This window comes from Gilliamella sp. B3367 (genome assembly GCF_026536825.1).
In the GTDB taxonomy this organism is placed as follows: domain Bacteria; phylum Pseudomonadota; class Gammaproteobacteria; order Enterobacterales; family Orbaceae; genus Gilliamella; species Gilliamella apicola_E.
Window position 1 is genome coordinate 20041 of sequence record NZ_JAFNNJ010000012.1, and the last position, 10533, is coordinate 30573.

The following is a 10533-nucleotide window of genomic DNA, read 5'->3' on the forward strand; positions in this document are numbered from 1 at the left end:
AAGAATTATTGGATTAAGGAATGACTATGGATTGGTTTACGCTTGTAAAAATTGGCATTTTAATTTTTGGAATGGTTAGCTTTATTCTTTTTAAAGGCGAGCGCAGTATAAATAAGGATAATTTAGACGACCACTTAAGCCTACGTGAACCAATAAGAGATCTAACGGATGAAGAGCTAGACCTATTACAACCGTTTTTAACCAGTAAAATGGCGGTTTATCCCTATAAATTTCAATCCTCATTAGTTGATAACAAAGTATCACAACTTCAAGGGATTTGTTGTCGTCATAGTCTTAACAAAAATACTGATGAAATTGACTATTATTATGAAATAGACGATATAGAGCTGTTCTTTCCATATAATATGGATAAGCATATTGATCAATTTAATATCATAGAAGTTGTATTTACCAAACGGTATGGGATTGTCGTTAACATTAATGATCACGATATCAAAACCGCACAGGAAAACTATGATCCAAACGAGGAATATGAATTCAACGATTTTGGGCACTTAAAAGACCATACTGACAAATTTTATCAAAAACGCAACGATAATATAGATGCTTTTGATATTGAGTCACTCACTCTTTATGGTGATGATTTGAAAAGCACCGATGAGGTAAATTCAGACGAGTCAGTGAATAAAACCCTCTACCAACGAGAAGAAACACCATTCGAAGCCACAATTCGAAGTAAATTTAGCAATTATTTACCCATTTCGATGTGTTTATTATTAGCCACCTTTTTATTCACATTATCATGGCTTAATAGTGATGATCATACATCCATTATAATCCTGCTTTGCATTGGTGGTGCTGCTTTTTTTGCTTGGCGTAAACCTAAATTTGATCTAACCCCACAGCAAGTGAACGTCATTGAAGCTAGAATTCATGATAACTATTTTAACAAAGTGGGGATAGACGAAAATACGGTATTAAAATACCCTAAGCATTGGTCAAACTTTATCCCTAAAAGTTCAGATTCTGCTACCGAAATGGTGATTAGTGAGGATGGAAAAAAATTACTTCGCTATGGTCACACGTTATCAATCAATGACGAAGTCGAACAATTTGGAGCGCCTAAATCAGTCAGGCAAAATATCATTTTATTGGTGGTTGGGATAATCTTATCTATTGCGCTCATATATTATACTGATCCAATTAATAATGGATATTTTGCATATCGATATTACACGCAACAATCTAAAAACCTAAAAATTAACGATCTCACCACGTTAAGTAGTAGTGATATCCAGCATGGTGATATTGTGAATATCTCCATCAAAAACACATCATGTGATGTTAATGATTTAACTGAAAATTATAAATGTCATAACTTCTTTATCAATAGCCAGCCAATTGATGTTAAAGAAAATGATTTTATGAGCATCGAAAAGTCATTAAAACATATATTTTCTCCCAATTTTATTGAATATATCTATGATGAAGAATTAAAACGTTTTAAAAATTCGCAAGAAGTAGCCGTTGCGAGAGTTAATTATGAGTTAGGGTATGAGGCTTTTGAGAAAAATCCTTTCTCTAAAATAAAAGATTTTGGGCAAATGGTAATTGACATCGACAATAGCTGTAATATTTTGCCTGTAGCACAGTGTGATGAAGTTAAACTCCGAATGAGTAATTTATTTTATAAGGGTGATATTTTTTTTAGATATGATGAATGGGAAGATTTACTCGCTAAAACCAAAGGAAATCCTGATTTAGCTATCATAGCTGAAAATAGAAGAATATATGCTCTTTCAAGAGAATTAGGTTTATTTAAATCAGCATTGCAAAAAGAGATAAAAAAAATTGTTTCTCAATATCAGTCTGAAATAGAAATTACATTAACCAATCGAAGCTATATTGACATGACACCATTAATCAAAATTGACATGGCATCGCGATTTAAATCGATGAAACTCTACGAATATGAAATGGTGAATTATTATTTTGATATTTTAAATAGCACTATCTCGCCTAATGTTAATATTATTGGTGTGGTAAGTGATATTCGTTATGGTAAGGATCAAAATGCTAAAACGATTTCTGCTTTAAAAGTTAATGCAAATCCTCGTTATAATTTTGGTGAAAATCAAACAATATCCTATATTTCTTTAATTATTGTTAATCTTATCATATTTATCGCTATGGCATTTACCACAATAATTAACGGCGTTAAACTTGTTAAAAACACAAAATTTAACCAACACAGAATTAAAGAAATTAAAAAATATTATGAAAATAGATTAGGTACTATCATTAATCTTAAATAAACCGTTTTAATATAAAGTTTAAATAAAAAGATCTTAAAAGTATGTTAGTTATTATACTGTTTGTTATTATTTTTTTCGCTATTGCGTATTTTGAATTATCTGGTCCCGATTTTACAGAAGTCAAAGAGCCTCTAATTAACGAAAAAAGCCTGCCTGAGAAGTATGAGTTTATCCGTAAACATGCAATACGACAGCTAACAGAAGAAGAAACCCTTGTTCTTCAATCTTATCTTGATAATGAAAACAATTTTACCACTCCTTATCATTGGGAAAACGTATTAATCAGTTCTGATGTTGTGAAACTAAAAGGTTATATTGAAAAAGATTTTACTGATGAAACCCTAAATAAATATTATTATCAGATGAATAATATCCGGTTATTTTTTCCTTACAATATGGATATCGGTATTAGAGGGTTTAAAGAGCGAGATCCAGATCTACAAGAAACTATCACTTATGATATTAATACGGTTGAAATTGTCTTTACGTATAGTTATGCCGTTGTAGTTAAAATAAACAGCTATGATTTAGTGCAAGCTAGTTTGAGACTGCAAGCTCGTAAACAGGAACAACTTTATGATTTTTGGCAGACGGGAATATTTAGACCTATTCGTTTAAATAACATAGAAAAATCTAATGAGACCTTAACACAACTAGTCACAGAAACATCTGAAAAAAAACCGTTTTTTGAGATTCTTAGCAAACGAGAAAAAAATCAATTTGAAATCGCGAACCAAGACCGAAGCAATTCTGGCAAATTAATGACAGTTTTTTTTGTTTTAGGCGTAATGCTTTTGTTAGCTTTAGAACATTTTCAGTCAATTGCCTTGGTTATTTTTTCAATCATCTGTTTTATTTTTGCCCTAATTGCATCGAGTATAAAACGAAAATTGCCGACCAAATATGTTAATCATATTAAAGCACCAATTAGGCGTAGTTGGTCAGCCTATCTTAATTTAACTATTGATTCAAGCTATGATATTTTCTTTCCCACATACTGGGAACCGTTTCTCCCCAATAATAATATACCTATTGACATGCAGATCGAAGTTGATACAGCACGAGTACTTAGTTGTGGTGAACACTTATCAATAAGTGAGGAGGTAAGAAATTATGGTGCGCCAAAATTTGTTCATCATAATGTTATGTTATCTATTACGGGATTGATACTGGCTGTCTTAATTTTCTTTTTTACTAATGCGGGTGAAAAATTAGATTTTACCTATCGACAATTAACCGCGCCACTCACTACTTGGAATATTGATGATAAAGTCACGTTAAAGCAATCCGCCATCCAATCTATGGATCGGGTTAATTTGAATTTATCTAGTGTTTCATGTGATATTCATAATATACAAAATATAAAAAAACATTATTTTCAATGTAATAAAATATTTGTTAATCTCAATCCAATAGACAGCAATAAACTTAGTCTTTTCCCTTCTTGGCCTCAATATTTACAAACAATTTATTCTGAAAATCTTATTAAGATGAAAAAAGACGATGAAGTTCACGAAATAACTCTCGCAAAGCGTTTAAATAAGCTTATAGGTAATTATCGTTACTCTCATCGCTATAATCCACAATACAAGCCAAATAGCCAAGATACATCAGAGTTGATAAAAATTTACGATATTAACAAGGCTATTTTAATCATTAATGATGGTTGTAATCATTCAAACCTTGAACCTTGCGAAGAAATTAAAAATAGCTTAGCAAGTTTACTACCAAATGGTAATCTAACCGATAATTGGTCAGAGGTGGTGGCTTATGCCAAATTGCATCCTGATATGGAAAAAATTGTAACATTATCCTCAGCTAAAAAGCTCGACCGACTCGTTGCTAAATATCGAACATGGTTACTAAAACAATTAGCCGATAAAGCAAAACAACAAGTGGTCATGCTACAAAATGATGCAAATAACCTTAGTATACAATTAACCAATTTAATTCCACTGTATGATCAAAACTATATATACTCAAATGGGAATTTCAAAGAGCAACTTGATTACTACAATAATATTTTATTAGGTAATAGTGCCAACTTAAAAATTACAGGTATTGTTACCAAAGTTAGCTATCATAATGGAAAAATTTCGAAACTAACACTTTCAACTGATTATGGAAATGATATCGATAAAAATCAGTTATTTTCATCGCCAATTTTGATCAACAATTTTGTCTTTTTGTTTGTTATCTTCATCGCCTTAATTAATACTATTATTTATATATGGAAAAAAGCCGCCAATCAATTTAGGCTCGAAAAAATTATTAGTCATTATCAAGATAAAATTCTTGAATACAACGATTAACTGTTCGGGGTTAATAGCAGTAATTAAATAATAGACACCAAGTTAGTAAACAAACTAAGTAATTAAACTCAATTATTCAATTGTGAGAGAAACCATATTCTGTTATACTAATTTCCCGTCTGATTCATCATATATTGCATTTATCATTTAAACTAATGTGATATTGTTCAATTAAATTAATAATGGTCTGGTATTAATGGTCACGAATTATATTTTTGTTACAGGCGGTGTCGTTTCTTCTTTAGGTAAAGGCATTGCCGCAGCCTCATTAGCTGCAATTTTAGAAGCCCGCAATTTAAAAGTCACCATGCTAAAACTCGATCCCTACATCAACGTCGATCCGGGAACAATGAGCCCAATTCAACATGGTGAAGTTTTTGTGACTGAAGACGGTGCCGAAACCGATCTCGATTTGGGTCATTATGAGCGTTTTATTCGCACCAAAATGAGCCGAAAAAACAATTTTACAACTGGACGTATTTATTCTGACGTTTTACGAAAAGAGCGTCGTGGAGACTATTTAGGCGCGACAGTCCAAGTTATCCCTCATATTACCAATGCGATTAAAGATCGTGTTATTGATGGTGCCAAAGGTTACGATGTTGCTATCGTTGAAGTGGGTGGCACAGTGGGTGATATCGAATCACTACCATTCTTAGAAGCAATTCGCCAATTAGCGGTTGATGTTGGTCGTGAACATACCTTATTTATGCACTTAACATTAGTGCCTTATCTTGCATCATCAGGTGAAGTTAAAACCAAACCGACACAACACTCAGTTAAAGAGTTATTATCAATTGGTATTCAACCTGACATACTCATTTGTCGTTCAGATCGTGCAATTCCGGCTAACGAAAGAGCGAAAATTGCACTATTTTGTAATGTGCCTGAACGAGCGGTGATTTCACTTAAAGATGTTGATTCAATTTATAAAATTCCAGCATTATTGAAATCACAAAATTTAGATACCTACGTGTGCAATCGTTTCCATCTCGAATGTAAGGAAGCCGATCTATCTGAATGGGAGCAAGTCATCTATGAAGAAGCTAATCCAGTAGGTGAAGTCACAATTGGCATGGTAGGTAAATACATCGAATTACCTGATGCATATAAATCAGTGAATGAAGCGTTAAAACACGGTGGATTAAAAAACCGTTTAACTGTTCATATTCGTTATATTGATTCAGAAGACCTCGAATCACGCGGTACCGATTTACTTGCAGGCTTAGATGCGATTTTAATACCGGGTGGATTTGGTTATCGTGGCGTTGAAGGTAAAATTATTGCTGCGCGCTATGCACGTGAAAACAAAATACCTTATTTAGGAATTTGCCTCGGAATGCAAGTTGCTATGATAGAGTATGCACGTAATGTAGCGGGTATTAAAGATGCCAACTCTACAGAGTTTGTAAAAGATTGTGCAAGCCCTGTTATTGGATTAATCACTGAATGGAGTGATGAGTCTGGTAATGTGGTTCAACGTAATGAAAATAGCGACTTAGGTGGCACCATGCGTTTAGGTTCGCAAATCTGTCATTTAGAGCCAAATTCATTAGTCGCTCAAATGTATAAAAAAGAGTCGATAACCGAACGTCACCGTCACCGTTACGAAGTCAATAACAACTTATTACCAGAAGTTGTCAAGGCTGGCTTAAAAGTGACAGGGTTATCAACTGATAAAAAATTAGTGGAAATTATTGAAATTCCAGACCATCCTTGGTTTGTTGCGTGTCAGTTCCATCCAGAATTTACATCAACACCACGTGATGGACATCCATTATTTAGTAGTTTTGTTAAAGCTGCCAAAGATTATCAAGATCAGCAGCAAAAATAATTTATGTTTACATTAGGTATATATCTGTCATATAGAGGAAAATAACATGGCAAAAATCGTTAAAGTACATGGTCGTGAAGTCATCGACTCTCGTGGTAACCCAACTGTTGAAGCTGAAGTTCATTTAGAAGGTGGTTTCGTTGGTCTTGCAATCGTTCCATCTGGTGCATCAACAGGTTCACGTGAAGCGTTAGAACTTCGCGATGGTGACAAATCTCGCTTTTTAGGTAAAGGCGTACTTAAAGCTGTTGAAAACGTAAATGGACCAATCGCTAAAGCAGTTATTGGTAAAGATGCGTTAGATCAAGCTGCAATCGACCAAATCATGCTTGATTTAGACGGTACTGATTTCAAATCTAACTTAGGTGCTAACTCAATCCTAGCAGTATCTTTAGCAACAGCTAAAGCAGCAGCTGCAGCGAAAGGTGTACCACTTTATCAACACATCGCTGACCTAAATGGTACTCCAGGTCAATACTCTATGCCATTACCAATGATGAACATCATCAACGGTGGTGAACACGCTGATAACAACATCGACCTTCAAGAATTCATGATTCAACCAGTTGGTGCTAAAACAGTTCGTGAAGCAATCCGTATGGGTTCTGAAGTATTCCACAACTTAGCAAAAGTACTTCACGCTAAAGGCATGAATACTGCTGTTGGTGACGAAGGTGGTTTTGCACCTAACTTAGGTTCAAACGCTGAAGCATTAGCATGTATCAAAGAAGCTGTAGAAAAAGCAGGTTACGTACTAGGTAAAGACATCACTTTAGCGATGGACTGTGCTGCATCTGAATTCTACAACAAAGAAACTGGTAAATACGTATTAAAAGGTGAAGGAAACAAAGAATTCACTGCTGAAGAATTTACTCACTATTTAGAAGGTTTAACTAATCAGTATCCAATCGTATCAATCGAAGATGGTTTAGATGAAAGCGATTGGGAAGGTTGGGCATACCAAACTAAAGCATTAGGTCACAAAATCCAATTAGTTGGTGACGATCTATTTGTAACTAACACCAAAATCTTCAAACAAGGTATTGAAAAAGGCATCGCTAACTCAATCCTAGTTAAAGTTAACCAAATCGGTACATTAACTGAATCTATCGCAGCAGTTAAAATGGCGAAAGATGCTGGTTATACAGCAGTAATTTCACACCGTAGTGGTGAAACTGAAGATTCAACAATTGCTGATTTAGCTGTTGGTTTAGCTGCTGGTCAAATCAAAACTGGTTCTATGAGCCGTTCTGACCGTGTTGCTAAATACAACCAATTAATCCGTATTGAAGAAGCGCTTGGTTCAAAAGCACCATTCAACGGTTTAAAAGAAGTTAAAGGTCAATAATTCGTTTTTTTAAACGATCATAAAAACGGTGACACAGTTCACCGTTTTTTTATTCATCACACCGCAAGGGTTGCGTTGACTAAGGTTGTGTTGTACTCTTATCAGCTTACTTAAAACATTTAAATTTAACGTTAATATTAAATTGATATTTAATAATTTAGCCACATATAATTTTCTTACAAACTTACGAACACATTTTTCTGCTTATGAACAATATTACGAATATGTCCCAGCCTAAAAGTAAATGGCAACTTTTTAACTGGCTTTGTACAGGTAAACTACCGCTTAATGAACTATGGCTTAAACCGACTTATCGTTATAAATTTTTTTTCAGGACCCTATTTTTAAGCCCAATAACGCTTAAATTATTAGATAAATTAAGACAATACCCATTACTTGGATACTATCTATCATGCCAAACCAATTTACCCTGTAAATTACAACGACCTTATTTAGCATCTTGTTTAAGTCAACAAGAGCGCTATGAAGCCTTAGCCTATCATTATGACTTTTTAGCAAATCATCCTGATAGCATGACTAAAGCTTTTTACAATCCAGATTCATCATTTGAACTAGCCAGTGTTATGGCTAAGAACGAAGCTAACATAAAAATCGCCATCCAAGCACGTAACAAGTTTGCTCGTGAAGGTGAGCTAAGCTTATATTTTTATGACAATGATGGCATTGATTTAGCCACGTTAACCTTCACCATTAACCAATACCAACAAAAACCAACACTGTTTATAGCAGGATTACAAGGAACAGGGCATCAAGACGCTCGCACCAGAGTTCAGCAAGCAACAAAACAGTGTTATGGACTATTTCCTAAACGTGTGGTGGTGGAAGCCGCATTAATTATTGCTCGTTATTTCCAGCTTGAACAAATTATTGCTGTGGGCAATAAAACCCATGTTTACAACAACTGGCGCTACAACAGCCGACAAGAAAGAATCTTATCTGATTATGATGATTTTTGGTTAACTATTGACGGTAAACAAGACGAAAGATCGTTATTTATTTTACCCACCCAAATCAACCGAAAAGCCATTGAAGATATTGCCAGTAAAAAACGTTCTGAGTATCGCAATCGTTATGCATTATTAGATGAACTGCAAAATAAAATTGAAACTCAATTAGCAGCATTAACATAATAGTATGGATTAACGACAAAAAAATCGCTTGTTCAAATTAGCAAGCGATATAAAAAATTTGACTTTTAAAAATGAAAATAAAGGAATAAAACATGTATTTTGGTATTCTTATTGCTTTAGTGCCGTTATGTCTAGGTTATTTGATTAAATTCAAAGAGCAAAAATGGATCACCAAAATAAACCTAATCTTAAGTTGGATGGTCTATTTTATTTTATTTATCATGGGAACCGAGTTGGCTCATTTAGATAATCTAGCTTCTAACATAAAAGTTATCCTATTTTACACCGCGATCATTTTTGTTTGTACCTTTGGTGGCAATTTCATCTTTTTAGCGCTAATTGACCTATTTTTACCGTGGCGCACCACCCATAGTAAACAAAATTATGAATCACGATTCAAAATGATCTTAGAATCACTGCGAGTGTGCATTGCGCTAATCGCCGGCTTTATTGCCGGACTCTTTCCACTCTTTATTTGGCAATATAGTGAAGACATCACCAAAGTGGTACTCGTCTTTTTATTGCTACTTATTGGTATACAATTACGAAGTAACAACATCTCACTAAAACAGATTCTACTCAACAAAGTTGGCATAGTTACCACTATTATTGTGGTACTAAGTACCTTCTTAGGCGGGATTATTGCAGCACTCATATTGTCACAACCCGTACGAGTAGGGCTGGCAATGTCATCAGGCTTTGGCTGGTATTCACTATCAGGAATACTCATGACCGAAGCTCATGGCCCAATTATAGGCAGTGCCACTTTCCTAAATGACATCCTACGCGAATTATGCGCCATCATTCTAATCCCAACCCTAATCAAACGTTACAAATTCACAGCGTTAGGTTTATGTGGTGCTACATCGATGGACTTTACGCTACCTATGCTACAAAAAGGCGCCGGAATCAGCATCGTACCACCCGCAATCGTCCAAGGCTTTCTATTAACCTTAATCATGCCGATTTTTATGACCTTGTTTAATTATGGTTAAGAATTGATATTAGAGTAAAAAAGTTGAGGAGCGGGGTTTTCTAACCCCTAAAAAATAGTATTTTTATAACCTTTTTTTTAATCAAAAAATAAAATAATTAAAAATCATGATATTAAAAAGATACTGAAAAAAAGAGTTTTTAAAACGCCAAATGCCCTTTGCCTTTTTGCAAACAACGATTATAGTATGTCTTGTTCTAGGTTTATGCCGTGTAGGCAGTTAATAAATGACCACTTGGAAGAAGCAGCCATATTAAATCGGTTTATGCCGTGTAGGCAGTTAATAAAATATAATTTTCGAATCAATCAACACTAGTCAGTTTATTCAGTGCAGATAATATCCCGTTTCTTAAAAAGTTGAGGAGCGGGGTTTTTGAGGTTTTAAATTTTACTAAAAAAATTATTAAAATATCAAAACCACTAAATTTCTAATTCAAAGCCCTAAAATAAAATTTTTGAGGATCAATCGCTCTAATTTTAAAGATTTGCAATTGCGATATATTCAATTAAAACAATAGATAACCAATTATAACTTAGATCCTTTTTAGATCCTATTTACAAAAGTTAACGTAAATGAGTGAAAAAAAGTGTTGCATCGTGTTTTTCCAATCACTATAC

The 10533-nt window shown here is 34.1% G+C and carries 6 protein-coding genes; all 6 read left to right on the plus strand.

All coding sequences use genetic code 11. The features are described 5' to 3' along the window. Positions 1–26 precede the first annotated feature (26 nt). A complete protein-coding gene (locus J3U23_RS11605) occupies positions 27–2276 on the plus strand; it encodes an IgaA/UmoB family intracellular growth attenuator (protein WP_267339294.1) in 2250 nt (749 codons plus the stop codon). Positions 2277–2317: 41 nt separating this feature from the next. Then, entirely contained in the window at positions 2318–4588 is a 2271-nt protein-coding gene (locus tag J3U23_RS11610) for an IgaA/UmoB family intracellular growth attenuator (protein ID WP_267339295.1), read from the plus strand. Between the two features lie 196 nt (positions 4589–4784). Beyond that, positions 4785–6422, plus strand: a complete 1638-nt coding sequence (pyrG, locus tag J3U23_RS11615; protein ID WP_065563301.1) for a glutamine hydrolyzing CTP synthase — start codon at positions 4785–4787, stop codon at positions 6420–6422. 46 nt (positions 6423–6468) lie between these two features. Next, positions 6469–7770: a phosphopyruvate hydratase gene (gene eno, locus J3U23_RS11620; protein WP_065733917.1), complete on the plus strand. Its 1302-nt coding sequence runs from the start codon at positions 6469–6471 to the stop codon at positions 7768–7770. 224 nt (positions 7771–7994) lie between these two features. Beyond that, positions 7995–8921 (plus strand): VirK/YbjX family protein, encoded by a 927-nt coding sequence (locus J3U23_RS11625; protein ID WP_267337789.1) that lies wholly within the window; start codon positions 7995–7997, stop codon positions 8919–8921. Positions 8922–9013: 92 nt separating this feature from the next. Continuing rightward, positions 9014–9916, plus strand: coding sequence for a lysine exporter LysO family protein (locus J3U23_RS11630; RefSeq protein ID WP_220225912.1), 903 nt, complete (start codon positions 9014–9016; stop codon positions 9914–9916). The last annotated feature ends 617 nt before the right edge of the window (positions 9917–10533 follow it).